The following is a 25,463-nucleotide window of genomic DNA, read 5'->3' on the forward strand; positions in this document are numbered from 1 at the left end:
GGTGGTCACAAAGTTAAAAAGCCGCTATCTCAAAGAATGCACAACTGCCCTGTATGTCATGCGAGTTTGTGCAGGGATTTGAACGCGGCTATAAATATCAAGAACCGTGGGACACACGGTCTTAAAGCTCAATTAATGTCCTCATAGAGGAGTCGTTGAGAAGCCCACACTCACCTGGAAGGGAGTGTGTGGAGTATGTCACAGAATTTACGGTCATTAGGAATGTATCTCTCCGACCGTGTAATCAATCAAGCACTGGCGTTGGTTGGGGAATAATGTGCGATCGCTCTTTGAGCGGGCGCTCCGCGCCATCGCCTTTCCCCCTATATTGCTAAACTAAAACAAACCTCACAAAACGCGAGGGTATATGACCTCTGCAAGCAACCGCCCCTACTCAGAAACCACCCTCCCAGATCATACCCAGCTTCCAGAGTCTGACGGAACCTTTGTAAGCCAGTCGCTTGCGGGGGTTCCCCCCGTTGTGCGAACTGGCGCGAAAAATTGGCAAGAACATCCCCAAAGCATTCTCCTCACAGACTCAATCCAGCCTGTACTACAAAAACTTTATCCTGATAGTCAATATTTTATTGGACAAGATTTAGGTATTTATTGGCGCATCACTGAACCACCGGAAAAAGGTGCAGAAGCCCCCGATTGGTTTTATGTTCCCAATGTACCACCTGCTTTGAATGGGCAACCGCGACGTTCCTATGTACTTTGGCAAGAATATATTTCGCCATTAATTGTTTTAGAATTTGTCTCTGGAAATGGCGCAGAAGAGCGAGACAAAACCCCTTGGAAAGGTACATTTTGGATTTATGAACAGGTAATTAAACCCGCTTTTTATGGCATCTATGAAGTGAATAAATCCAGTGTGGAAATATATCACGTAATTGAAGGCAAATATCAGTTATTACCAGCAAATGAACGCGGACATTATCCGATTACGCCTATGGGTGTTGAGTTAGGTTTATGGCAGGGAGAATATCAAAATGCAGAATTACCCTGGCTGCGTTGGTGGGATTTGCAAGGTAATTTGTTGTTGACTGGTGAAGAAAGAGCAAATCGCTTGGCTGCACAGTTGCGTGCTTTGGGGGTTGAACCGGAAGCGTAATATTATTTTAATTTTGCACTGGTTAGCAGTAGCATCAAGTTTCTCTTGCAAGTCATCATCAAGCCGAAAACTCGTGGTACTCATGAAATCACCTATAATAATGCACATTAATATATTGTATTATTTTCAAGATAATTCACTATTCATCAACTTTCAATAGAAAGAGTTTCAGGTAAAGCATAATTCTCTGAAGCGACTCTATTGCTAAACTAAAACAAACCTCATCTAGCGCGAGGGTATATGACCTTTACCACCAATCCCCCCACCTCTGGAACCACCCTCCCAGACCATACGCAACTTCCAGAGTCAGACGGAACCTTTGTAAGCCAGTCGCTTGCGGGGGTTCCCCCCGTTGTGCGAACTGGCGCGAAAAACTGGCAAGAACATCCCCAAAGCATCTTATTGACTGACTCAATTACACCCATCCTCAAGCAATTAAATCCTGATGGTCAATATTGTATTGGTCAGGACTTAGGTATCTACTGGCGCATTACCGACCCCCCAGAACGCGGTGCAGAAGCGCCCGATGGGTTTTATGTCCCCAATGTACCGCCTACCTTAAATGGGCAAATACGCCGCTCTTATGTGCTTTGGCAAGAGTACATTGCTCCATTAATTGTCTTAGAATTTGTTTCTGGGGATGGTTCAGAAGAGCGAGATAAAACCCCTTGGAAAGGTAAATTTTGGATTTATGAACAGGTAATTCGTACTCCCTTTTACGGGATTTATGAAGTGAATAAAGCCAGTGTAGAAGTTTATGAGTTAATTGGTGGAGAATATCAGTTATTACCAGCAAATGAACGGGGACATTATCCCATTGCACCTTTAGGCATTGAGTTAGGCTTATGGCAGGGAGAATATCAGAACGCAGAATTACCCTGGTTGCGGTGGTGGGATTTGCAAGGTAATTTGTTGTTGACTGGTGAAGAAAGAGCCGAACAGGAACGCCAAAGGGCAGAATTAGAAAGCCAAAGGGCGGAAATGGAACGCCAAAAAAGCGATCGCCTAACTGCCCAATTAAGGGCGCTTGGTATTGAACCAGAAGCTTAATATTGCTGGATTTTCGACGGCATCCCTTACTGTGCCCTATTTTTAATATAAAAATTACATTCTCAATGCGTAAATATCGCACAACATAAAGTTTAAGCACATTCTCAAACTCCGGGAAGGGGAGTGTAGAGACTTATCATGCTTAGTCTCTACATTTATAGGGGAGATGAATGTAAGCGAAGTCAGCTATTTATTAACTTCCAATATTCGCGAAGTTTTTAATCTTTCCATCCACTTTTGTAAATAGACTAAATTAGTTTTTTGCTCATCTATATCTTGAGTATCTAAAGCATAAGGCATCAGTCCCAAAATCGTCGCTGTCGTCACGCAAAACATCGATTTTTGGAAACTCATACAAATTTGTACCCGCAAATCATCTTCACCGCGAGGACTGCGACGATAGATTTCGTGCAAATACTCTGGTAGATAATGACGCATATCCTGCATTAACAATGTCGGAGGAATGCCGGCGCTACCAATGGGTAAAGGATCAGCATATAATGCACCATATTGGAAACGAGATTGATCTGGGGAAACTTGATAAGCTTGGGCGTTGAGAGAAACTGTTCCCAAAAAAGGAGTTCCCCGGAAAAATACCGCTTCTACATAAGGAATTGCGGTATCTGCTAAAAAGGTTAAACCAACTGATTTAGGAATGAGTTCATATACTTTTTCGCCAATTTTGACATCGTAGGTAATGGGATTGGCAGCATTTGCCACTAAACCCGTTTTAATATGTTCTACAACTTGGCGAATCGTTTTAATTTCACCTTGATCATAGCGGTCTGATAAGCTGAGAAACATATCAGCCATAACTCGCCAAAATTGACCCAAACCTGTGTAGTAAGCAGAGACGCGTAAAAGTTCAATTAAAAAATCGGGAAATAGTTGATTAAGTCCCAGAACTAAGGGATTATTTTTAAATTTAGCAGCAATAACGGCTTGCGCTCTTTCTTGAAATTCCTTAGTATTCAAATATGTATCTAGTCCGCCGCCACCGTGCCACATCATGGTTTTCATGCAATATTCGGCATATTCAAAATTAATTCGGTCATGCCATAAATGACGGAATAATTTTTGGAAAGAAATTTCACCATTGAAGTATTTAAAGAAGGGGAAAAATACTAAAAATTGTTCTTCAGCAATATAGTTGAGATTTATTGAATAAGCATCTAAAACTACGCCATAGCTTTTGAGAATTCCCACTACTTCTAACACATTTTCTGGTGTGTCAGAAAGTAATGCTCCTCCTGTTTGCAGGCGTTTAATATATTCAGATAAAGTATTATTAGCTTTCTTCTTTTTAGTGGTTGGCATGACCTTGTCTCCAAACATTCTAGAAATTGTTGATTGGGTATTAGGAATAGGTAATTGGTGATTGATGAAGCAGGTTATGGAACTTCTGATTACCCATTACCGATTACCCATTGCCGATTACCCATTACCGATTACCGATTACCCATCATTTAGGTTTTGCTTTTTGCCTTATCTAAAGAGACTGTTGCTACTACATTTTGGATACTAACCATTGCTGTGATGGTGGGTTCAGTCCAATAGACTAACCAAGTGGGTTGGATGCCGAAAATGACAATCAGCACTGCTAAAATAATTGCTGGAGCGCGATCGCTTGCATATACCCGTGGTAAGTTGGTGACTTGTGCCGACAAACGCCCAAAAAAGGCACGGTTGACGAGAATTAAAAAATAAACTGCCGTTAAGCCTGTACCAATCATCGAGAGCAGGGTTTGCACTGGAAAAACGGCAAAACTGCCCCGAAAAACAATGAATTCGGAAATAAATCCGACCATTCCCGGTATGCCAGCGCTGGCCATGACTCCCAAAACCATCAAGCTGCCAATTACAGGTAAACCCCGTTCTGGGTTCAGCAGTCCTTGGATCACATTTAAATCGCGGCTACCGGCTTTTTTATACACAACCCCAACTAACAAAAACAGCATTGCAGAAATCAAGCCGTGGCTAATCATCTGCATCACAGCGCCCAAAACGCTTAAAGGTGTAGCTGCTGCTGCTGCTAACAAAATGTAGCCCATGTGCCCAATGGAACTGTATGCTACCATTTTCTTCATATCGGTTTGAGCGATCGCGCAAGATGCACCATACAATACGCTCACTACAGCCCAAGTTGCCAACCACGGCGCTAAATATGCCCAAGCTTCTGGCAATAAGTTCATCCCAAACCGCAGTAAGCCGTAGGTTCCCAACTTCAACAGTACCCCAGCTAAGAGGACAGAAATGGGTGTAGAGGCCTCAACGTGGGCATCTGGTAACCAAGTATGGAAGGGAACCAAAGGAACTTTTATCCCAAAACCGACCAAAATCCCCCCTAGCAGTAAAATTTGTGTCGCTAAAGGTAGAGAAGTTGTATGCAATGTTGCTAAGGCAAAATTATTAGCACCACTCAGCCAAACTATACCCAGGAAACTGGCTAAAAGCAGGATTCCGGAAATAGCAGTATAAATGAGAAATTTCGTAGCGGCATAACCCCGTTTTGCACCACCCCAAATGGCTATCAACAAATACAGGGGAATCAATTCCAACTCGTAAAACAGGAAAAATAGCAGTAAGTCCTGTGCCAGAAAAGCTCCTGTCACCCCAGCACTTAACAGTAGGATTAAAGAGTAATAAAATCTAGGACGTTGAAGGGCTTGATCGCTGCTATAAATGGCTATGCAAGTCAACAGTCCATTCAAAAGCAATAATGGCAAAGATAAGCCATCTACCCCCAGATTGTAATTCAAGCCTAGGGCATCGATCCAAGGGAGAGACTCGGCAAATTGTTGACTGGCTGACGCTGGATTGAACTGAATTGCTAGGACAATTGTCAATAAGAAAATGATACTGGCAAATGCCAAAGCTATCCCACGGGAGAGTTTTCCATTGATGTCAGAGGGCCAGAAACCGATTAAAGCCGCACCAAGCAACGGCAGCAAAATCAAGGTACTCAGCATAAGCACAAATCGTGAAAGGGAAGGGGGAATACATTTTAGAGGGCAGTGACTAACTCAGCACTACTAGAAAGGCAATTTATCTAGAAGTCCCAATGACCAGCTAATGAAAAAACCCAGGACGCTAATTACCACGAGGATAGTTAACATATAGCCTTGGGATTGACCAGAAATGCTGTATTTTAAAGTTTGCCCACCGAAGATAGCGGCAAATCCTACCAAGTTCACCAGACCATCAACCAAATAGCGATCGCACCAAGCCGAAATCTTAGACAGCAGCGCTACGGCGCTTACAATGGTTACTCGATATACTCGGTCAATGTAGAAATCATAACCTAACAAGTCTTGAAAAAATCTCCAGGCTAGAATTCTGGATCTCGACCAAGCTTTATGCAGATAAATTGTGGAACCAATACCAACCCCCAGCAAAGTAGAAGCCAGCAACGATAACAGCACATACCAATCAATGCTTTCCCAACCCGGTAGCAAGTACCATTGTTGTAGCATTAGGGGTAATAGCAGGGTCAGCACCGTCAGAGAAACCATTGGAAATGCCATTTGCCAACCAACTTCCGGGGCGCGGCGGGTCTTCGGTTGGGGGTCACCCCAGAAAACTAATCGGAATACTCTGGTTAAATTCAGTGCTGTTAAGCCATTGACTAATATTAAAACCACAATCACCCAAGGGCTAATTTTCACCAATCCATCAGCCCAAGCCAGCATGGCCCAAAAGCTTCCCAGTGGTAACAGTGTTACCATCCCCGCCGAACCAACAATAAAGGCGGTGGTAGTGGCTGGCATCCGTGACCACAAACCGCCCATTTCTGTGATGTCTTGGCTTTGAGTAGTGTAGATAATTGAGCCAGAACTCATGAATAACAGCGCTTTAGCGATCGCATGGGTTAACAATAACATCAGAGCCACACCCCCTTGCTGCAATCCCATTGCCAAAAACACTAATCCCATGTATGCGCTGGTGGAATGAGAGAGCGATCGCTTAATATCAATTTGGGCGATCGATACCAATGTTGCTCCTACCGCCGTCACTGTACCCATAACTACCAAAGCATTCAACGCTATGGGCGACAACGCTAACAATGGCTGAATTTTATACAGTATGTAAGCACCACCAGCTACCACCAGAGAATTCCGCATTACCGATGCTGGGTTAGGCCCTTCCATCGCCTCATCTAACCACAGGTGCAGAGGAAATTGGGCACATTTACCAGCAGGTCCAGCAATCAAAGCCAAACACAATAATGTCGATGTCACAGGACTTAAGTTAGCCGTTTGCGCCCACTCAGATAAATCGGAAAAGTCCAAACTGCCGGCTAAGTTAGAGAGAGCCACTACACCCATTAGCAGTAACAAATCTCCCACTCGCTTAGTCCAAAAGGCATCCCGCGCTGCCGTCACCACTAGCGGTTGAGCATACCAAAATCCCACCAGCAAGTAAGTGGAAAGGGTCAAGACTTCTAATAGAGCATAACTGAGAAACAAGGAGTCACTGATCGCTAACCCAGTCAGCGCCGCTTCAAAAAATCCGATCAGCGCAAAAAAACGTGCCAGCGACCAGTCTTTTTCCATATAACCCAGGGCATAAATTTGGGCCAACAGGCTTAGTCCCGTAATTAAAACTATTGCCCCAATACTGACTGGTGAAAGTTCTAGAGCAAAGGATAACTTGAAATCCGCAGCTTGGAACCAGGTAATCACCAAACTTTCTGGATCTTTATCCCAGATATCTTTAAATACAAACAAGCTATGGATAAAAGCTAAGATAGTCGTCAACAAATTCAAGTAGGCCGCAGGTCTTGGCCCTGTACGTTGAATTATTCCCATTCCCCACGGCAAGGTTAAAATTGCGCCTAGCAAGCTATAAAAAGGCACAAACCAACTTGTTAAATATAGAAACTGATTCATTTAAATTTCCCTTGACGACTCAGCCTGATTTTTTTTAACAGCATAAAAAAATCATCTACTAAAAAGATTATTTCCCCAGAATTCCATGTTTCTTTTAACTATTTTGCCACTAAACTTGACTAAGTATTTGTACTTTAGTTACCCTATTAAAGTTCAATAAAATATAATTTTACATACTTAAAGGCATTTATTTGTCTTATATCATCTTGAGTTTTTAGATTTGTATTTCTACTTTGAGCAAAGAACTTTATACAATATATTTGAAAAACTTATCTTTTTTTCACATAGTCCTTGTGCAAATAGCAAAAATTGAACAAAGACAGATACAGCAACCTACTGTACCGCCCCCGCTCTTCCCTCACTAGACAGGATTACCCTTGGTGATGAATGTCGTTTTTTAAATTTAAATGTAATTAAAAAAATTATAAAGCATAAGCGGCCACTCTAGGAATCCGTAAACTTTGATAGAGTAGTAGGCCGTATTAATAATTGTTAAGTTTTTTAAAAGTTTTTTATGACAAACTATTATAGTAATTTATATTGCCAGAGATGCAAAGCTTTCATAAGCTTAATTTGGAAGTGTTTTCTTAGCTATAAGATAAAGCTTTCCCCGTCAAAATTTTCTCTCTCACTGTACTGATCGGATTCATTTTTAGGAGTTCTGCGATGCCAATTGCAGTTGGAATGATTGAAACAAAGGGCTTTCCAGCAGTTGTAGAAGCTGCTGATGCGATGGTGAAAGCTGCTCGCGTGACCCTAGTAGGCTATGAAAAAATCGGTAGCGCTCGCGTTACCGTGATTGTCCGGGGAGATGTATCTGAGGTACAAGCCTCAGTAGCAGCTGGGGTAGAAGCCGCCAGAAGAGTAAATGGTGGTGAAGTGTTATCCACTCACATCATTGCCCGTCCCCACGAAAACCTAGAATACGTCTTACCGATTCGGTACACGGAAGCTGTGGAACAGTTCCGCACCTAAAAGTAGTTTAAACGACGTAATTAATACTCTTTGGCTAATTGAAGCCTTACTTGCGTCTAAGTCTAAAAACTTGATTTAAGGATGAGAACTAATGTCAATTGCAGTCGGAATGGTTGAAACGCTAGGCTTTCCAGCAGTTGTAGAAGCTGCTGATGCGATGGTGAAAGCTGCTCGCGTAACCCTAGTAGGCTACGAAAAAATCGGTAGTGGTCGGGTTACAGTCATCGTTCGAGGTGACGTTTCGGAAGTACAAGCTTCCGTGGCCGCAGGAGTGGAATCAGTGAAGCGAGTCAACGGCGGACAAGTGTTGTCTACCCATATCATTGCTCGTCCTCACGAAAACTTGGAATACGTCCTACCAATTCGTTATACAGAAGATGTAGAGCAATTCCGGGAAGATGTGAACGCTATTCGTCCTTTCGGTAGAAGACCGTAAATCGTAATGCAAGTTGCCAAAGTCCGTGGCACAGTAGTCAGCACGCAAAAAGATCCCAGTCTTAGAGGTGTGAAACTGCTGCTGTTGCAATTAGTAGATGAAAACGGAAACATCCTCCCAGAATATGAGGTAGCAGCAGATATTGTGGGTGCAGGAGTAGATGAGTGGGTGCTTGTCAGTCGTGGTAGTGCCGCTCGTCAAATTCTTGGTAATGAACAACGTCCGTTAGATGCAGCAGTAGTGGCGATCATAGATACTATTCACGTTGAAGATCGCGTCATTTACAGCAAAAAAGACCAATATCGATAGTCAATGGTCATTAGTCATTAGTCAATGGTCATTAGTCAATGGTCACTAGTTGAATAAAAACAACTGACAACTGACAAATGACGACTGACAAATGACCACTGAACATCTGACAAAAAGCTTATTTCAGGAGGAATCTCGCGATGGTAGTCCGCAGCACGGCGGCACCCCCAACTCCTTGGTCAAGGAGTTTAGCTGAACCCCAAATCCACCCAAGCGCTTTTGTACACTCTTCTGCCAACATTATTGGGGATGTGCTGATAGGTGCAAATGTAATCGTTGCCCCAGGGACTTCGATTAGAGCGGATGAAGGTACGCCCTTTTATATCGGTGAAAACACCAATATTCAAGATGGTGTGGTCATTCATGGGTTGGAGCAAGGCCGAGTAGTTGGCGATGATGAAAATCAATACTCGGTATGGGTTGGCAATAATGCTTCCATTACCCACATGGCTCTAATTCATGGGCCAGCTTATGTAGGGGATAATTCTTTTATTGGCTTTCGCTCTACGGTATTTAATGCCAGGGTGGGTGCAGGTTGCATCGTGATGATGCACGCCTTGATCCAAGACGTAGAAATTCCCCCAGGTAAGTATGTGCCTTCGGGAGCGATAATCACTAGCCAGCAGCAGGCTGACCGCTTGCCAGATGTTCAAAAGCAGGATCAGCAATTTGCCCATCATGTGGTTGGAATTAATCAGGCATTGCGATCTGGTTATCGCTGTGCTGCGGATAGCAAGTGTATTGCACCCATTCGGGATGAAATAGCTAAATCTTATACAAGTATTACGGTTGAAGAATTGGAAAGGAGTAGTGAAGTGGCCAGCAAGAGTTTGGGTGCAGAAACGGTAGAGCAGTTGCGCTATCTATTAGAACAAGGGTATAAAATTGGTACAGAACACGTAGATCAAAGACGGTTCCGTACGGGTTGTTGGACTAGCTGTCAGCCGATTGAACCGAGATCAGTCGGTGAGGCGATCGCCGCTTTAGAAAGTTGTCTGGCAGACCACAGCGGCGAGTATGTCCGTTTGTTTGGCATTGACAACGGTAGACGGCGGGTGTTAGAAACCATCGTCCAACGTCCCGATGGGGTAACTACAGTAGTGTCTGGCTTTAAAGCTCCTGGGAGTCAGTCCAATGGCAGTTACAACGGTAACGGTAACGGCAACGGCAGCAGCGCGAGTAGTGCCAAAATCAGTACTGAAACCGTAGACCAAATCCGCCAACTTTTGGCAGGTGGCTACAGAATAGGTATGGAACACGTAGATGAGCGGCGTTTCCGCACAGGTTCTTGGACTAGTTGCCAGCCAGTGGAAGGAACTTCGATCAATGAAGTGATTTCTGCTTTAGAAGGTTGTATAGAAAGCCATCCAGGGGAGTATGTGCGGTTAATTGGCATTGATAGCAAAGCCAAACGGCGGGTATTAGAAACCATTATTCAACGACCCAATGGTCAAGTTAGTTCACCTGGTAGTCAGAAATCAGTTGCTAGTAAATCATCAGCCACTACCTCAGTTGTTAGTAGCAGCTTGAGTTCTGAAGTAGTGGAGCAACTGCGGCAACTATTAGCTAGTGGTTATAAAATAAGCGCCGAACACGTAGACCAGCGGCGGTTCCGGATGGGTTCCTGGGCTAGCTGTGGTCAAATTCAGACTACATCAGACCGAGAAGCGATCGCGGCATTGTCCGGCTACCTCGCTGAATATCAAGGTGAATATGTGCGCTTAATTGGCGTTGACCCCAAAGCGAAGCGCCGGGTATTGGAAACAATTATCCAACGTCCATAGTAATGGCTAATGGGTAATCAGCACTCCAATAACCAATAACCAGTTACCAATTATCCCTTACCATTCAAATTTTTTCCGGCTTCCGAGGTTACAAATCCCATGTCTGTGCCGCCACTGCGCCTCAGCAACAACTTTGATTCTTATATTAGTGGCGAGGTGACTATTCACGAGAGTGCAGTACTCGCACCAGGAGTAATCCTCCAAGCGGCTGTAAACAGCAAAATTATTATCGGTCCAGGAGTCTGTATTGGCATGGGAACAATTCTCCAAGTCCATGAAGGCATCCTTGAAGTAGAAGCAGGGGCAAACCTGGGAGCCGGTTTTTTAATGGTTGGCAAGGGGAAAATCGGTACAAATGCTTGCATCGGTTCAGCGACAACAGTTTTTCACTGTTCTGTTGAACCGGGACAAGTAGTTCCACCCGGTTCAATTTTGGGTGACACCAGTAGACAGATTAGTGAAACAGAACAACCGGAAGCATCCGCCACTAGCCCCACTTCTACAAGTACTGAGAAGCCAGAAGAAAATGCCCAGGTGATTTCCTCAAATAACCTCTCGGCATCAGCTTTTATGGAGTTAAAGTACCAGTCTACTTTCATGTCCAAGTCTTCTCCCACTCCTGGGAGCCAGTCTCCTCCTAAAGGGGAAGATACCAAGGTTGCTGACTCCACCCTAGAAGAAGATGCCCAGAAGGCAGCTACAGAAGTCGAAACTCAGGAATCAGAACCCAAACAGCCTGATGCTGAATCCCCTAATATTTTCGGGGCGCAAATTTATGGGCAAAGCAGCATCCAAAGGTTGTTGTCCACATTGTTGCCCCATAGGCAATCTTTGAGCAACCCAAACAACAATCAGTTTGAATAAAAATGTCGTGCTTTTTGGGGTTTCATTAAAGTTATCCAATTTTGGACAGGTTGTTCCCAAGGGCAAAGCCGATCATCTAGAGCCAGTCAGATCGTGTTTCCGGCCAAATTAAATCCAAGAAGCCTTTCACCGAACCCTACTTCTTTGTAAGTTATCAGTTTTGTGAGTATCCTGGATAGTATGGAGACATATAATCAACTTTCTATTAGTACCATCCAGGCATCCCGTCGTCGAGACAACCACAAGGATACTGCCTTGGGTTTAGTCTCTACCCGCAGCTTTCCAGCTATAGTTGGCACAGCGGATATGATGCTGAAATCGGCTGGGGTTCACCTAGTTGGGTATGAAAAAATTGGTGGCGGCCACTGTACTGCTATCGTTCGGGGTGGAATTGCTGATGTGCGTCTAGCTGTAGAAGCTGGTGCCCAAACTGCTGAACAGTTTGGTCAGTTGGTTTCTAGCTTAGTGATTCCCCGACCTTATCCCAATCTTGAAGTAGTGCTGCCGATTACCAATCGCCTCAATCAAATAATGCAGGAAGGTAATTACAGCCGTCTGAGCAATCAAGCAATTGGCTTAGTGGAAACACGAGGATTTCCGGCTATGGTTGGCGCCTGTGATGCGATGCTCAAATCTGCTAATGTCCATTTGGCTGCTTATGAAAAAATTGGTGCTGGTTTGTGTACAGCAATTATTCGCGGCTCTGTGGCAAACGTTGCGGTAGCAGTGGAAGCGGGGATGTTCGAGGCAGAACGCATTGGAGAGTTGAATGCAGTCATGGTGATTCCTCGACCACTGGATGATTTGGAGCAAACATTGCCCCTAGCAAGTTGCTGGATAGAAGAACGTCAACCGTTAAATTTGCCAGTGAATATCAAGGAGCAAGTTGCCGAATTAGAGGTGCTAAAGTTGCCAGATTTATCCACTTTACCTGTCAAAGTTCCTGAAGAATTATGGAATGATGAATGATGAACCAGAAATGGTGAATGATCAATGATGGATTGCAGGCAATCTTCATTTAGCACTCGCTATTCACTATTCATCATTCACCGTTTGTTAAAAGGCATCTTACGCTTTGCTCATATTTCTGATGATAGCTTCTCCAATCCATAAGTCCAATACCCATCTTCTAATAGCGGGCATAGATTTTTATCTATACTAAAACTCGTAACTTTAAATGAGTAACTCTAGATGATTTGCTAGTGTTCAGTGATACTAAATATATATCTATGAATCGCTATTAGCTATTAGAGGAGAATCACTCTTGAATCAAGCGACGCTGCACCAGCTGAAGGTGTTCGAGGCGGCGGCACGGCATAGCAGCTTTACTCGTGCTGCTGAGGAATTGTTTCTCACCCAACCTACCGTATCGATGCAAATCAAGCAACTCACAAAATCCGTAGGGTTGCCATTATTTGAGCAGGTGGGGAAGCGCTTGTATCTGACGGAGGCTGGACGGGAATTATCTGTAACTTGCCGTCAGATATTTGAAACCATAGCCCAATTTGAAATGAAGGTAGCGGATTTAAAAGGGCTAAAACAGGGACAATTACGCTTGGCAGTAATTACCACAGCAAAATATTTCATACCGCGTTTGTTAGGGCGGTTTTGCCAACTTTACCCAGGAATTGATATCTCGCTGCAGGTAACGAACCACGAGGGGATTTTGGAGAGGATGGCCAGTAATATGGATGACTTATATGTTATGAGTCAAGTTCCAGAGAATACTGACGTCACTTTTGAGCCATTTTTAGAAAATCCTTTGGTAGTTTTTGCACCCATTAATCATCCCTTATCCCAGGAAAAAAATATTCCTATACAACGCCTGGCCGATGAACCTTTTATTATGCGAGAACCTGGTTCAGGTACACGGCGTGCTACTCAAAGTCTCTTCGATGAACATGGAGTCAAGGTAAAAGTTAAGCTGGAATTGGGGAGTAACGAAGCAATTAAACAAGCGATCGTTGGGGGTTTAGGAATTTCTGTTTTATCTCGCCATACCTTATTAACAGATGCGTTAGAGTTCAGCATTTTGGATGTCCAACACTTTCCCATTCCGCGACATTGGTACATGGTTTATCCATCCGGCAAACAGTTATCTATTGTTGCTCGTGCCTATTATGAATATCTACTAGAAGCGGCAAAGGAAATTGTGACACGAGACACTGCTATTACTAGTGCTATGGTTGGGAAAATTCAAGAGTAAAATCTGAAGGATGAAGGCTGAAACCCTACCTCCATCCTTCAACCGCTACTACATCACCTTGTTTGGATACAAAATAGCCAATGGCTTGACGGTGAGACCAAGAAGTATTAAAAATTAACCAGCGGAACCATTATAAATTGGGGAAAACTGGAAGTGGTTAACCCGGAAAAATCGTCTTGGTGTAAAACAGTACAAAGCCAGATTGTTGCTGTGACCGTGTATGCTGACAAAGCCCTAGTTACACGGCGGGGTGTGGTGTCTTTAACAGGACTGGAACGGGAATTAGTGATTACACCCCTGCCGTTGACTGTAGAAACTGAATCTGTGAGGGTGAGCGGTACGGGTACAGTAGGAGTGCGCTTGCTAGGAGTGAGTAGCGTGAGCCTCTACACCACCGAACCCACTGCCGAGGGAGTGGCACAGTTGACGCGCCAAATTCAGCAACTAGAAGCCGAAAAACTCCACCTGCAAGCTCAAATACAAGCTTTGGCATTGCAATCTAGTTTTATTGCAGGATTGCGCGAAAAAACAGAGCAACCCTTTGCTCAGAGTCTAGCGCGGAAAAATATCAGCCTCAGTGAAACTTTGGATTTCCTCAACTTTGTCGGTAGCCAATATAGTGAATATGCGATCGCTTCTGGGGAGTACAAAAGCCAACAGCAGGAATTAGACAAGCAGTTACAAGTACTCCGCACCGCATTACAAAAAATCCAAACTCCCAATATCCAAGAAAGCCTGAGCTTAATTGTGGCAGTTGAAGTCTCAGGTGTGGGTGAGTTTGACCTAGAGGTTTCCTATGTGGTGAATCGCGCTAGCTGGAGTCCGCTTTATGACTTGCGGGTCGATAGCATCAGGGATATCGTACATCTGAGCTACCTCGCAGAAGTTACCCAAAGTACCGGCGAAGATTGGCTAGGTGTGGCCCTTACTCTTTCTACAGCCAAACCAGGTTTAGGAACACTCCCACCGAAACTTGTACCTTGGTATATCAGCACTCCACAGCCATCAATAGGACGACGTCGAGAAGTTATGCTTCCACCTGCAGCTGCTATGATGGCTCGGTCTGCTCCCCCTGGTGAAGGAAGTTGGGAAGCAGAAGAGGAACCAGCAGAGGTAAATTTCATCCCAGCGGAAATCGTTGTGGCTGAAGTCGCCAAAGAAGGAGGTGTAGTCACTTTTAAATTGAATAGCGGCGGTAACATTAAGAGTGATGGTACACCCCATAAAACGACAATTTTTAATGACGATTATCCTTGTAACTTTGAGTATGTGGCAATGCCACGTTTAGTAAGCTTTGCTTATTTGCAAGCCAAGGTGAAAAATAGTCCCAACGGGGCGACTTTGTTACCCGGTAAGGCGAATATTTTTCGGGATAATACTTTTGTTGGTACAACTGAGTTAGAGAATATTGCACCAGGGCAAGAATTCAAACTTAACTTAGGAATTGACGAAGGTTTGAAAATTGAGCGTAACTTAGTTGAGCGTCAGGTTGACAAAAAACTGATGAGCAAACAACGCCGCATTACTTATGGTTATCGGTTAATAATTACTAATTTACTCAATCTAGAAACCCATCTGAAATTAACTGAACAATTGCCAGTCAGTCGCAATGAAGAAATTAAGGTGCGCCTCAACCAAAGCAACCCGCAAATTCAACTTAGTGAAATGGGAATTTTGGCATGGGGATTAACTCTTCCACCCCAGGAAAAACGAGAAATATATTATCAATTCACCGTTGAGCATCCGCCGGAATTAACCGTGGTGGGATTAGATATTTAGTATTTGTCTTTGTGGTGTAAAAATTGGTTTTTAACGAACCGCAGAGACTTGAATTATAAAAATTAATCATAGGGAAATGGCTGAAAATTCCTTTAATTCTGATAAACTCATTTCGGAAAACCAACCAAATCCTTCTACCGGCTTAACAGACTCGCAACGACAGCGTTTACAACAGCGACATGATATACTTTCGGCAGAGTGGCAGCTAAGAAGTGACAAGTTGAAGAAACTGCGGAAGGCTTCTGCAATTGAGGCAGGCGAAGCCATTAAGTTTAACTTAGAGCAACAAATTCTAGAAGAGGAAACTCAACTGGCACAGTTAGAGAAAGAGTTGGATGAAATTGAGCAAAATCTAAACCTTGGTGCAGCATTTTCTAAAAATTTAGCCCAACCTATTTTCAATAAACCTAATAAAGTCTGCAATGCACTTGCTAGACAGGGGCTTCATTCTCAATCATGGACTTATGATGAACTGGGGTATTGCTGTTCTACTCAGTGGCTTGATATTGGGAGTAAAGGCCCATTTGGGTTAGCAAATAATATTGCTTTGTATGCTGAGTCAGAAATTGCAAGTACTGTTCAGATAATCAAGCTAGTTTTAAATATCAATAATGAAGCTAGTAAACCGATAGCTATACATCAATTTAATAAATTTACCTTGGCTCTATTTGAAGAATTGAGCTTACTTATACCTGACAGATTAATGCCTTCTATTCATGAAGAAACACCAAATAGGTTTAACCAAGATTACGGCATAGTAGAGCTAAAATTGGAAATATATAGAATTAAAACTTGGAGTGTCATCATCAAGTTTTAAAGTATCCCGTTGTCTTAACTAGCCTTTCTGACAATTTGAAGATAATATCGCAATATTCGTCAACAACAATCCACCTTCACCGATGCGCTAAACTTATAGCACTGAGACAATTGCTGCCATGACTGTCGCCCAAGATTTACCAATCCCAAAAGATGTTATATTTCCCCCAGGTGATTTATATAGTGACGAACCGCCCTTGGAAAGTGACTTACATCGGTTACAAATGACGCTACTCATCCAATGCCTTGAGTGGTTGTGGCAAAATCGTCATGATTTCTATGCATCTGGTAATATTACAATTTACTACAGCCCACGCCAGCTAAAATCTTCTGATTTTAGGGGGCCTGATTTCTTCGTGGTGCTGGGGACTGAACGCAAACCGCGCAAAAGTTGGGCTGTCTGGGAAGAAGATGGTAAGTATCCGAATGTGATTATCGAAGTGCTATCAGATTCCACAGCCGCAACAGACAGGAATTTGAAAAAGCAAATTTACCAAGATACGTTTCGCACACCAGAATACTTTTGGTTTGATCCCAATAATTTAGAGTTTGCTGGGTTTGTCTTGGTAGCTGGTAAGTATCAAGCTCTAGAAACTAATCCCCAAGGCTGGTTATGGAGTCAGCAGCTAGAGTTATTTTTGGGAGTTTATAAAGAAAATTTACGCTTGTTTACGGCTGAAGGAGAATTAGTTCCGACACCGCAAGAGGTGGCTAAACAGGAAAAAGAACGTGCTGATCGCATGGCAGCAAAATTGCGAGAATTAAATATTGATCCAGATGCTATTTAGGGATCTTCGGGCAAAATCCATTTTGGTGGTTCCGTCATTTTTTTGCGCAGTCGTTCTTCTGCCAATTCCAGCATTTTGTCTAAGGAAGTCTCTTCGATAAACTTTGAGGCTTCTGCTCTAAACTCGGTATTAGGGCATTTATCCCCTAAAACGCAACCGTTGACACAGGCTTCAGCGCAGTTAATCTTTTGTTCCACGGTCAATTCCTCTCTTTCTCTTTAGGTCGTTACGTCCTGGACAAAACCCTCCAGATAAATTTTACCTTGCCAGTTGCCATGCCAGTTGCCATCCAGTTAGGAATTTTGCATCACTTACCTGCTTGCTAAGGTATGGGAAACAGCCAAAGCACTGTGAGGTAAAATCTGCTAGTTCCAGTCACTTACGTAGCCTACTATGCTGGTATTTAGGTATGAATTTTACATAAATATTAGGAGTATTTGCTTGAGCAGTACGTATTTTTTTTACTCGCAGTCTTGCACAAGAACTGATGGTGGGAATTTTAGCGATCGCCTGCTTGGTAAAAGCTTATGTAACGAGCCAACCACCACCGCCGGTTGCAATCATGTCTCAGCATGATGACACTAACCAAATCCTCCCAACCAGTAATCAACTAGATACCTTCCAGGGGATTGGAAGTAGGGAATGCCAACTTAACTTGGCAAATGTAAAATTATACCCAGCAAGTGGGGCTGATGCTGAAGTAAAAAACAATCATCTTCCCTGTTCCCTAAAAAAAGTCGGTGAATACGGTAAAACTATCTACAATATGGCTAAGGTAGGGAAATGGAGAGAAGTCACAGCTGATTTATTGTCTTTGAAAGAAGTAGCTAAAGGTCTTAGCAGCGAAATTAAGGGTAATAAAGTACAATTAGCAAGGCTAAATTCCTCAATTACCAAACTTGATCAAGCGATCGCCTCTCAAAATCGTCAAGTGGCAATGGATGATGCTAATCGGATAACCCTAGTTGCTGCTAAAATGAGTATAGGGTTTCAGATGCATGTACCAGTTGAGGTAATGTTACTGAGCTACTACGGATGGGAGTTAGAAATTTGGGCACAGATGGGAAACCCTGCTTGGTTGCATAAAACTGCTAAAAATCTTCGTCACAGTTCGGATGTATTACGTCCAACTGTGTTAGCCAGTGGAGGGACAGCCCTTGGTCAGAGGTTTGAGGTGCTGGTTGCTGATGTGGAAAAAGCCTCATTACCTAGTCAGTACAGCCGTCTTGCTGCTCTGATACTTGATGAAGTAGATAATCTTGAGCGGATTTTTTAAGCTAACGATATATATGCAATGTTTTAAAAAGGGCGCTGATGTCGGAACTATTGGCTAACACTGGCACGATCGCAGCGATCGCTACTGCTATTGTTCCCCAACAAGGTAGCGTGGGGATTGTGCGGGTTTCTGGTTTCCATGCAATGGCGATCGCCCAAACTCTGTTTTACGCACCAGGGCGTCAAGTTTGGGAAAGTCACCGGATTCTTTATGGTTATATCCGCCATCCCCAAACCCAAGCAATAGTAGATGAAGCCTTGCTGCTGATGATGAAAGCACCCCGTTCTTACACCCGTGAAGATGTGGTAGAATTCCATTGTCATGGGGGGATTATGGCGGTTCAGCAAGTATTACAACTCTGTTTAGAAAGCGGTGCCAGATTAGCCCAACCGGGAGAATTTACCCTGCGGGCCTTTTTGAATGGACGATTGGATTTAACCCAAGCTGAAGGTATAGCGGATTTAGTGGGAGCGCGATCGCCTCAAGCAGCGCAAACCGCTTTAGCTGGTTTACAGGGTAAATTAGCTCATCCCATCCGGCAATTACGCGCTAACTGTTTGGATATTTTAGCAGAAATTGAAGCCAGGATAGATTTTGAAGAAGATTTGCCACCTTTGCATATTAGTTCTATGATCTCAGAAATTGATCAAATTGCCGCAGAGATTACCAGACTAATAGCCACAAAAGACAAAGGGGAACTCCTCCGCACAGGGTTAAAAGTGGCGATTGTCGGGCGTCCAAATGTGGGAAAATCCAGCTTGTTGAATGCTTGGAGTCAGAGCGATCGCGCCATCGTTACAGACTTACCTGGTACAACCCGTGATGTGGTGGAATCTCAGCTAGTTGTGGGGGGAATTCCCGTCCAGGTGCTAGATACAGCCGGGATTCGGGAAACAGTGGATCAAGTAGAAAAAATCGGTGTTGAGCGATCGCGCCGTGCAGCTAATGCAGCTGATTTAGTCTTACTCACCATCGACGCCGCAGATGGTTGGACTCAAGGCGATGAAGAGATTTATGCACAGGTGCAACACCGTCCGTTGATTCTGGTAATTAACAAAATTGATCTTGTGGAAACGGGTTTGATTACATCCTGGCCCTATCCCAAAACAATTAATCAAATAGTTACCACATCAGCAGCACAAAATCAAGGAATTGATGGGTTAGAAACGGCAATTTTAGAAATAGTGCAAGGGGGGAAAGTCCAAGCGGCTGATATGGATTTAGCAATTAACCAAAGGCAAGCAGCAGCATTAACAAAAGCGAAGATTTCTTTAGAACAAGTGCAAGAAACAATTACCCAGCAGTTACCCTTAGATTTTTGGACAATTGACTTACGAGGTGCGATTCAAGCACTAGGAGAAATCACCGGAGAAGAAGTTACAGAATCAGTTTTAGATATAATTTTCAGCAAATTTTGTATAGGTAAATAGCGTCGAACTTCAACTCTAAATCGGACAACATCGCGGAAAGATCCGCAGAGAAGAAAGCATTCTCGCCCCTGGTGCGGTCTATCAGCTATTGGTGTAGATGCTAACCATTAAATAGAAGAAGTCCTCTTTGGTGTAACTCTGCGAGGGGTTACTACAGGAGAAACGCATCTAAATTATCTTGACAAACTACAATATTAATGTATCAAGTATTACCCTTTTCCTGTATTCATATAAGTTACATTTTGTCAAAATAAATTAGATGCGTTTCCCCTGGGGGTTACTACTGTAAAATGCCGCGACTGGCAAAAGGCATTATCCAACCATTTTGAAAATAAAAATCGCAGACAATCAAGCCAGTCAGTTTTGCCCAAGCTAGAATTCCCAAGGTATGGGGGTCAGAAATAGCTACAAGATTGTTGCTTGCTAATAAGTAGAATAAGTGCAATACTTTGTATATTCTAATAATACCTTTGCCAACTGACGAGTATTAGGATAGAGCAAGCCTAAATAAAGTAGTCTTGTTTTTGCCTTATGGCAAAAAGCTGAACCAATAAAATCCTGTATGCTTTTTGTGGCAGGAATTTATATTGTCCTCTCAGTCTGGACTGAGTTTGAGCTTTTAAGAATGTCCTAACCGCCTTGTCCACTGCTATACAACCCGAAGAGCCTTCTTTTATATTGCCTATTGCCTACCTACGTAAGTACAGCACTTTGCAAGTAAATCAAGTACCAATATTACCAGTTACACTCTTGTGGTGTGAGCCGGACAGCCCGCCATTGTGTACCTTATTTTGATGTAATTGGCTGTACGTTCAGTAATCAAATCCGATTCCTAAAGTCAATTGTTAGCAAGTACAATTGCCTGGGTTCAACAAACCGCAAAATAGTCTGTTTTTAAAGTATGAAAAGGTTATAGTTTTCTATGCATTCTTTTGAAGAAGTATCGTCAAATCTAGAATCTGAGTTTGAAAACAACTCTCAAGCAGCCCTTGCCAAAATGATGAATTTAGAACCAAATATTCATCAGCTAATTTATCACCATGTCAGCGACATTAAGATGGTAAAGGGTAAAGGAATATTTGTTTACGATTCAGAGGACAATCGTTATATTGACTGTGCAGCAGCAACATTCAATTTATCTTTAGGTTATGGTCATTCAGAAGTTCTCCAAGCAGTAAAAGAACAAGCTGAACAGTTAATTCATGTCACTTCAACATTTCAAACTGACCCAATTAACGCCGTTGTCAGAAAGTTAGTAGAAGTTTCCCCGGAAAACCTGACCCTAGTACATCCCAAAGTTTCTAGTGGTTCTGTAGCAAATGAGGGTGCGATTAAAATTGCTCAACGATATACAGGAAAAAGAGACGTCATTACATTATTTCGCAGCCATTTAGGGCAAACAATGATGATGACAAGCATGTCAGGCAATGCCTTTCGTAAAGAACCTTTTCCTAACTTGTTTCCTGGAAGTATTCAGGTACCCGATCCATATTGTCACCGCTGCTTTTACAAACAAAAACCTAAGACATGTGACTTTTTGTGTGTAGAACGAATCCATGACTTTATAGAGTATGGAAGTTCTGGAAGTGTTGCCTGTATTGTTGTCGAACCTATTTCTGGTAATGGTGGTAATATTGTCCCACCTCCAGGATATTTTCAAGCCCTCAAAAAACTCTGTGATGAGCAGGGCATCATTCTGATCTTTGATGAAATTCAGACTGGTATTGGTCGAACAGGTAAAATGTTTGCTGCCGAACACTTTGGTGTACAACCTAACATTATCACTGCGGCAAAGGGTCTTGGTGGTACAGGGTTTCAGTTTGCCGCTATCTTAACTGAAGAAAGGTTAGGTGGTCTTGAGGGACACCACCATTCTTTTACTTATGGTTCAAATGTTCTTGCCGCTGCTGCCGCTGCCAAGACTCTTGATATTGTCAGCCAACCTCAATTTCTCAAAAATGTCGAAATTGTTGGTAAATATATCATGGAGCGCCTTCGCAAAATGCAAGAAAAATACACATTTATTAGTGATGTTCGTGGTGTAGGATTGATGATTGGAGTTGAGATTTCTGATGCTGAGGGTAATCCAAATACGGCTCTAACTAACTATATTGCTGAAGTGGCAATGAAGCGCGGCTTGATTATTAGAACTTCTCGCTATGGTTATGGTAATGTTTTCAAGATCCGCCCGCCATTGATTATCACATTAGAAGAGTCTGAACAGTTATGCGATCTGCTTGAAAAAGTTCTCACAGAGGTTGGATGAAGGACGATATTTTGCGGGATAAAAATCAACAGTCATGTGTCGCAGCATCAAATTTAGAGTTGCATGAGAAATTGCTAGAGAGTATCCCCTGGTAGGGCTTGTGGCAGTGCGCTAACTCTACATTAGGATCATCCAGATGCCAGGGTCGAGATGAAGTGTGAACAATTTAACTAAAAATGACAGGTTTTGTCGGTAGATGCCAGCGCTGCCGTATATTAGGACTTTGATGAAACACTGTGACAACACCATGTAGGAGACAGTATGATTCTGGCGGGTGATATTGGTGCAACAAATAGCCGCTTGGCAGTGTTTGACGATAATCTTGTAGTCGTCGAACAACAGGTATATAAAAGCCAAGAGTACAAAAGTTTCAAGGATATAGTTTGTAAATTTCTGGAAAGTTACAGCTATCCGATTAAAGCTACTTGTTTTGGCTTACCCGGCCCAGTAAGAGAGGGTAAATGCAAGTTAACAAATGTACCTTGGGAAGTCGTTGACGCTACTGAACTGTCGGAAGTGGTTAATAGCCCGGTTGCTTTACTCAACGATGCGGAAGCCAATGCTTATGGCTTGGAAACATTGCGGGATGACGAGTTGGTGACATTGAATGCTGGCAGCAAGATACCGGGGGGAAATCGGGCTGTGGTAGCAGTGGGTACTAGCCTGGGAGAAGCTGTCCTGATAGAGGTAGAAGGTCGATTCCACGCACTCGGTACAGAAGGCGGAAATGCCGACTTTGGTCCATTTGACCAGCTGCAATGGGAACTAATTCGTTACACCCAAAGCAAGTACAAACGTGTAAGCTATGAAGTGGTTCTAGGCGGACAAGGTTTAGTACAAATTTATAATTTTCTCCGCGATACAGGTTATGGTGTCAGTCCCCTCTGGCTGGAGCAGGAGATGCAGGTAGGAGATAAGGCAGCAGCCATCAATAACGCTGCTCAGAGCGGTGAATGCCAGTTATGCGTGCAAGCACTGGATATGTTTGTATCTATTTTGGCGGCAGAATGTGGAAATGCTGCTGTGAAGTATTTCAGTACAGGGGGTATCTACCTCGGTGGCGGCATGGCACCCAATATTCTCAAAAACCTGCGTCAACCCTTGTTTGTAGAAAACTTTATCAATAAGGACAAGATGCGTGAGTTTTTGCAGGCGATCCCTGTATATGTAATTCTCAATCAATATACAGCTTTACAGGGTGCAGCTTGGTACGCTAAAAGAGGTATATCTTAACACTAAGAAGTTAATATGATGCGTTGTGTTATCAAATATAACTGATAGCACAATCCCTGATATTAATTACCCCTAATCCAGGGGAATCGATAAACCTGTTGTTGATCTAAGCGCTTAAAGAGGAAATCATGATAGACGCGGCAGTCATCTTTGATATGGACGGTTTGCTGATCGATAGCGAGCCTTTTTGGTGCAGAGCGGAAGTCGAGGTGTTTAATAGCTTGGGAGTGCCACTAGAAGAGAGTATGTGCAATCAAACAATGGGTTTGCGTAGCGATGAGGTCGTCAGCTATTGGTATGCACGGTTTCCTTGGGTGGGTACGAGTCAGTCTACAGTAGCGGAACGGATTGTCAGTCATGTCAGCGAACTTGTAGCGACTGATGGCAAGCCTTTGCCTGGTGCAGTTGAAATTGTCCAACTGTGTCAGCAAATGGGTTTGCCCTTGGCATTGGCTACCTCATCACCTATGTTTTTAGTTGAGTCGGTGCTAAATAAGCTGGGTTTGCAAGATGCATTCGGTATTTTAAGTTCTGCCCAGACAGAGGAATATGGCAAACCTCATCCTGCGGTGTATTTGACAACTGCCCATCGCCTCGGTGTGAGTCCGCAAAAGTGTGTGGCGTTTGAAGACTCAATTCGCGGCATCATCAGCGCTAAAGCGGCTTCTATGCGATGCATCGCTGTTCCAGCAGCAGCAGAAAGAGAAGATCACCGATTTGCGATCGCAGATGTCAAGCTAGATTCACTTGAACAGATCAACGAGTCGTGGCTGAAGGAGTTTATAACCTGATCTCGCTGGAGTAATTTACCAGATGCCAGCAAAAATCAAGGGTTAATTATCTCCCTCATCTGGGGAAACCCCCTTGGTAGAGTATGTGAAACAGCTTGGTCAAAAGCATCCAAAAAATCTGGAAGACGGGATTTTTAGAATTGCAGTCCGCGTTTACTCACTTAAGAAACTGTTTTTCCTCGAATTCATGATTTTATCGATGCTTTCAACCGTCAATCAGCCGCAATTTTTTGCTAATTTTTACTTAGAATTTTAGGCTAAATATATTACTATAAAAAATATGTAAGCGTAAATATTTACTATTAAATGATACCATATATCAGGTTAAACTTACTCAATAGCCTCACTTGTATGCTGAGATCACTCTTTTTGTTTTCTGACTGGTCAATCACTCTTTATAATGAGCAAAATCTAAATGACAGCTAACAAACAAGAAGTACTAGAGAGCGAAATACAACAGAACAAACTACAAGTAGAAGTTATTCCATTTATCTTGTTACTTATAGCCTTATTCGCTTTATCCATAACAGGAATATTAGTCAAGTTTTCTTTGAGTGAAATGAGTATCAACGTCACACTATTCAATCGCTCTTGGATAGCAGCTGTGATATTTGCGTTGTGGAATGGAGTTTATCAATTACGCACTCAACAATCAGACGAGCCATTCATACCACAGCAACGTTACCAAGTTCGTGACTACGCACTATTACTAGGAGCGTCTCTGGCTTATATGCTGGGTCGTCTGCTCTGGACTTGGTCGCTGACTCAAACAAGCATTGCTAATGCTAATGTGCTAGGTGGTTTAAGCCCAGTATTTACTACCTTGGGAGGGTGGCTGTTATTCAAGCAGCTTTTTGACCGGAAATTTCTGATCGGAATGGCCCTGGCAATACTAGGAGCGGTAGTTTTGGGATTGGATGATCTACTAACATCTGAGAACAGTCTCGTTGGTGACTTCGCTGCTCTTGGGTGTGCGGTGTTATATGCAGTTACCTATTTAATTCTAGAGTACCTAAGAAGTAAGTTTTCAGTTGAAACTGTATTGATGTGGCGCTGCCTGGTTGGGTCTGTATTGACTTTACCACTCGTACTGATATATGAAGATCAAATCTTGCCAATTTCTTTGTCAAGCTGGTTAATAGTATTTTCTCTAGCTATTGTCTGTGAAGCTTTAGGTCATGGGTTGACAGTATATAGTCTCAAAAGCTTTTCCTCAACATTCGTTCTGATAGTGTTTCTGCTTGACCCAGTGATTGCTGCAACTCTTGCTTGGATACTTTTCTCAGAGAGCTTAAGTCTTTTGAACTTGGTGGGTTTTGCTGTGATTATCGGAGGTATTTATCTAGCAAAAACTGGCAAAGGTGCCGATAAAGACCGTAGCTCAGAGGTTGGAAAAATTGAAGAACAAGATGTAATTTCAACGGAACCGGGTTTGTAAGACCTAAATAAGATTCCTT

At 43.1% G+C, this 25,463-nt stretch carries 24 protein-coding genes; 19 read left to right on the forward strand and 5 right to left on the reverse strand.

Translation table 11 applies throughout. The features are described from left to right. The first annotated feature begins 36 nt into the window (after nt 1-36). From H6G32_RS08960 to H6G32_RS08970, 3 genes are all read left to right on the forward strand, one after another. A complete protein-coding gene (locus H6G32_RS08960; RefSeq protein WP_242046538.1) occupies nt 37-147 on the forward strand; it encodes a hypothetical protein in 111 nt (36 codons plus the stop codon). Nucleotides 148-367: 220 nt separating this feature from the next. Further along, nucleotides 368-1,114, forward strand: a complete 747-nt coding sequence (locus H6G32_RS08965) for a Uma2 family endonuclease (protein ID WP_190457265.1) — start codon at nt 368-370, stop codon at nt 1,112-1,114. A gap of 240 nt (nt 1,115-1,354) precedes the next feature. Beyond that, nucleotides 1,355-2,164, forward strand: a complete 810-nt coding sequence (locus tag H6G32_RS08970; RefSeq protein ID WP_190457266.1) for a Uma2 family endonuclease — start codon at nt 1,355-1,357, stop codon at nt 2,162-2,164. A gap of 186 nt (nt 2,165-2,350) precedes the next feature. Here H6G32_RS08970 and H6G32_RS08975 read toward each other — a convergent pair whose 3' ends face one another. The 3 genes from H6G32_RS08975 to H6G32_RS08985 all read right to left on the reverse strand — a co-directional run bounded on the left by H6G32_RS08975 (nt 2,351) and on the right by H6G32_RS08985 (nt 7,053). Next, a complete protein-coding gene (locus H6G32_RS08975) occupies nt 2,351-3,481 on the reverse strand; it encodes a CO2 hydration protein (protein ID WP_190457268.1) in 1,131 nt (376 codons plus the stop codon). Nucleotides 3,482-3,630: 149 nt separating this feature from the next. Further along, the gene (locus H6G32_RS08980; RefSeq protein ID WP_190457270.1) at nt 3,631-5,133 is read right to left on the reverse strand and encodes an NADH-quinone oxidoreductase subunit M; all 1,503 of its coding nucleotides are present in this window, start codon (nt 5,131-5,133) and stop codon (nt 3,631-3,633) included. A gap of 63 nt (nt 5,134-5,196) precedes the next feature. Then, nucleotides 5,197-7,053: an NAD(P)H-quinone oxidoreductase subunit F gene (locus tag H6G32_RS08985; RefSeq protein WP_190457272.1), complete on the reverse strand. Its 1,857-nt coding sequence runs from the start codon at nt 7,051-7,053 to the stop codon at nt 5,197-5,199. A 666-nt stretch (nt 7,054-7,719) separates the two neighbouring features. Here H6G32_RS08985 and H6G32_RS08990 point away from each other — a divergent pair. From H6G32_RS08990 to H6G32_RS09035, 10 genes are all read left to right on the forward strand, one after another. After that, entirely contained in the window at nt 7,720-8,028 is a 309-nt protein-coding gene (locus tag H6G32_RS08990; protein ID WP_015209255.1) for a carbon dioxide-concentrating mechanism protein CcmK, read from the forward strand. A 91-nt stretch (nt 8,029-8,119) separates the two neighbouring features. Next, nucleotides 8,120-8,464, forward strand: coding sequence for a carbon dioxide-concentrating mechanism protein CcmK (locus H6G32_RS08995; protein ID WP_190457274.1), 345 nt, complete (start codon nt 8,120-8,122; stop codon nt 8,462-8,464). A 6-nt stretch (nt 8,465-8,470) separates the two neighbouring features. Continuing rightward, the gene (locus tag H6G32_RS09000) at nt 8,471-8,773 is read left to right on the forward strand and encodes a EutN/CcmL family microcompartment protein (RefSeq protein WP_190457276.1); all 303 of its coding nucleotides are present in this window, start codon (nt 8,471-8,473) and stop codon (nt 8,771-8,773) included. Between the two features lie 140 nt (nt 8,774-8,913). Continuing rightward, complete coding sequence (locus tag H6G32_RS09005) at nt 8,914-10,557, forward strand: ribulose bisphosphate carboxylase small subunit (protein WP_190457279.1); 1,644 nt, start codon at nt 8,914-8,916, stop codon at nt 10,555-10,557. A gap of 99 nt (nt 10,558-10,656) precedes the next feature. Next, on the forward strand, nt 10,657-11,421 hold the full coding sequence (locus H6G32_RS09010) for a transferase (RefSeq protein ID WP_190457281.1): 765 nt from the start codon (nt 10,657-10,659) through the stop codon (nt 11,419-11,421). Between the two features lie 180 nt (nt 11,422-11,601). Continuing rightward, nucleotides 11,602-12,390, forward strand: a complete 789-nt coding sequence (locus H6G32_RS09015) for a BMC domain-containing protein (RefSeq protein WP_190457283.1) — start codon at nt 11,602-11,604, stop codon at nt 12,388-12,390. Between the two features lie 295 nt (nt 12,391-12,685). Beyond that, nucleotides 12,686-13,627 (forward strand): LysR family transcriptional regulator, encoded by a 942-nt coding sequence (locus H6G32_RS09020; protein WP_190457285.1) that lies wholly within the window; start codon nt 12,686-12,688, stop codon nt 13,625-13,627. Between the two features lie 153 nt (nt 13,628-13,780). Then, a complete protein-coding gene (locus tag H6G32_RS09025) occupies nt 13,781-15,406 on the forward strand; it encodes a mucoidy inhibitor MuiA family protein (protein ID WP_190457287.1) in 1,626 nt (541 codons plus the stop codon). Between the two features lie 76 nt (nt 15,407-15,482). Next, nucleotides 15,483-16,223: a hypothetical protein gene (locus H6G32_RS09030; RefSeq protein ID WP_190457288.1), complete on the forward strand. Its 741-nt coding sequence runs from the start codon at nt 15,483-15,485 to the stop codon at nt 16,221-16,223. 118 nt (nt 16,224-16,341) lie between these two features. Beyond that, nucleotides 16,342-17,010, forward strand: a complete 669-nt coding sequence (locus H6G32_RS09035; RefSeq protein ID WP_190457290.1) for a Uma2 family endonuclease — start codon at nt 16,342-16,344, stop codon at nt 17,008-17,010. Here the strand turns inward: H6G32_RS09035 and H6G32_RS09040 are convergent. After that, complete coding sequence (locus H6G32_RS09040) at nt 17,007-17,207, reverse strand: hypothetical protein (protein WP_190457292.1); 201 nt, start codon at nt 17,205-17,207, stop codon at nt 17,007-17,009. The two genes, H6G32_RS09035 and H6G32_RS09040, sit on opposite strands and share 4 nt — an antisense overlap. 290 nt (nt 17,208-17,497) lie before the next feature. Between H6G32_RS09040 and H6G32_RS09045 the strand changes: the two genes are divergently transcribed. Both H6G32_RS09045 and mnmE read left to right on the forward strand, forming a co-directional pair. Further along, a complete protein-coding gene (locus H6G32_RS09045) occupies nt 17,498-18,286 on the forward strand; it encodes a hypothetical protein (RefSeq protein WP_190457294.1) in 789 nt (262 codons plus the stop codon). Nucleotides 18,287-18,324: 38 nt separating this feature from the next. Further along, nucleotides 18,325-19,716 carry a tRNA uridine-5-carboxymethylaminomethyl(34) synthesis GTPase MnmE gene (mnmE, locus tag H6G32_RS09050; RefSeq protein WP_190457296.1) on the forward strand — a complete coding sequence of 464 codons (1,392 nt, stop codon included), beginning with the start codon at nt 18,325-18,327 and terminating at the stop codon, nt 19,714-19,716. A 280-nt stretch (nt 19,717-19,996) separates the two neighbouring features. On the opposite strand, the gene H6G32_RS09055 is transcribed toward mnmE, so the two are convergent. After that, nucleotides 19,997-20,161, reverse strand: coding sequence for a hypothetical protein (locus tag H6G32_RS09055; protein ID WP_190457298.1), 165 nt, complete (start codon nt 20,159-20,161; stop codon nt 19,997-19,999). Nucleotides 20,162-20,638: 477 nt separating this feature from the next. On the opposite strand from H6G32_RS09055, the gene H6G32_RS09060 reads away from it, so the two are divergent. The 4 genes from H6G32_RS09060 (at nt 20,639) to H6G32_RS09075 (ending at nt 25,444) form a co-directional block, all read left to right on the forward strand. Continuing rightward, on the forward strand, nt 20,639-21,982 hold the full coding sequence (locus tag H6G32_RS09060) for an aspartate aminotransferase family protein (RefSeq protein WP_190457300.1): 1,344 nt from the start codon (nt 20,639-20,641) through the stop codon (nt 21,980-21,982). Between the two features lie 261 nt (nt 21,983-22,243). Then, complete coding sequence (gene glk / locus H6G32_RS09065) at nt 22,244-23,215, forward strand: glucokinase (RefSeq protein WP_190457302.1); 972 nt, start codon at nt 22,244-22,246, stop codon at nt 23,213-23,215. Nucleotides 23,216-23,343: 128 nt separating this feature from the next. Then, the gene (gene hxpB, locus H6G32_RS09070; protein ID WP_190457304.1) at nt 23,344-24,006 is read left to right on the forward strand and encodes a hexitol phosphatase HxpB; all 663 of its coding nucleotides are present in this window, start codon (nt 23,344-23,346) and stop codon (nt 24,004-24,006) included. 415 nt (nt 24,007-24,421) lie between these two features. Next, entirely contained in the window at nt 24,422-25,444 is a 1,023-nt protein-coding gene (locus H6G32_RS09075) for a DMT family transporter (protein WP_190457306.1), read from the forward strand. The last annotated feature ends 19 nt before the right edge of the window (nt 25,445-25,463 follow it).

The sequence above is a fragment of the Cylindrospermum sp. FACHB-282 genome, assembly GCF_014697195.1.
Taxonomy (GTDB): domain Bacteria; phylum Cyanobacteriota; class Cyanobacteriia; order Cyanobacteriales; family Nostocaceae; genus Cylindrospermum.